Below are 1,118 nucleotides of genomic sequence, written 5' to 3'. Positions count from 1 at the left end.
TCCCAGTAGCGGACGTTCGTCGGGGGTTACCCGCTTCCCAACTTCAGCCGTTGGTTCATCCTGCCGAATGTTTGGCGAGCAGCCATCTAAATTCAGGCTTGCGACGAACCGCTAGCTAGAGTTGGGCGTCGGTGGAGCGCAACTGCCTTAAACGTGCCTGCGCATCACGTTTCCGCAGGCGAAGGACACGCTTATATTATACCACCGGACACATGCATAACGGCATTCTGCGCATGGCTGGTCTACCTAAGCGAGAAACGGACCCTTGTGAGACGCTTGATGCTTGGAAGCGAGAATAGGCGGATCGTGTCTGGTTCGGTAGGCTGCGCTTGGGCAATGACCAATACTTGGACCGCATTACGTGTTAATCCGTGACGCAATTGCGCGAGCCGTCGCGGCTGCGCCGACACGGGTCGGATGAAAGGGCGCTGACGTGACCCCCGTTTTTTCCTCCAGTTGGAGCTAGAGTCCGCCCCCGGAAAGGGACGGACAGATGAAGCGGAAGCAGTTTTCGGAAGAGCAGATCATCGGCATCCTGAAGGAAGCCGAGGCTGGCGCGGTGGTGACGGATCTGTGCCGACGGCACGGGATGTCGAGCGCGACTTATTACGCCTGGAAGGCCAAGTTTGGTGGGCTGGAGGTGTCCGATGCAAAGCGTCTGCGGGCGCTCGAGGAGGAGAACGCGAGGCTCAAGCGGCTGTTGGCGGACACGATGCTCGACAACGCAGGTCTGAAGGACCTGCTTTCAAAAAAATGGTGACGCCTGCCGCGAAGCGGGAAGCGGTCGCGCATCTCCAGACGGCGCTGGGGATGAGCGAGCGGCGGGCGTGTGCTGTCGTCGGGGCGGATCGCAAAAGCATGCGGTATCGCTCGTGCCGATCAGATGATGGCGACCTGCGGTCGCGATTACGCGAGCTGGCGCAGCAGCGCCGGCGGTTCGGCTATCGGCGCCTGCACATCCTGCTGCGTCGGGACGGCATCACGATCAACCGCAAGAAGACCCAGCGGCTCTACCGCGAGGAAGGTCTGACGGTGCGTCGCCGGAAGGGACGAAAGCGCGCCGTCGGCGCACGGGCGCCGGCCCCGGTGCTGGCGCTGCCCAACCAGCGCTGGAGCCT

The 1,118-nt window shown here is 62.2% G+C and carries 1 pseudogene; it reads left to right on the top strand.

Annotation, left to right across the window (positions count from 1 at the left end):
- Positions 1-493: 493 nt before the first annotated feature.
- Positions 494-1,118, top strand: a pseudogene (locus U1872_RS22595) (transposase); the annotation flags it as partial.

Origin of the sequence: Parasphingomonas frigoris (assembly GCF_036663815.1) — a bacterium.
Taxonomy (GTDB): Bacteria; Pseudomonadota; Alphaproteobacteria; order Sphingomonadales; family Sphingomonadaceae; genus Sphingomonas.
The sequence above is the reverse complement of the archived record's forward strand: the minus strand, read 5'-3'. Positions and strand labels throughout refer to the sequence as shown.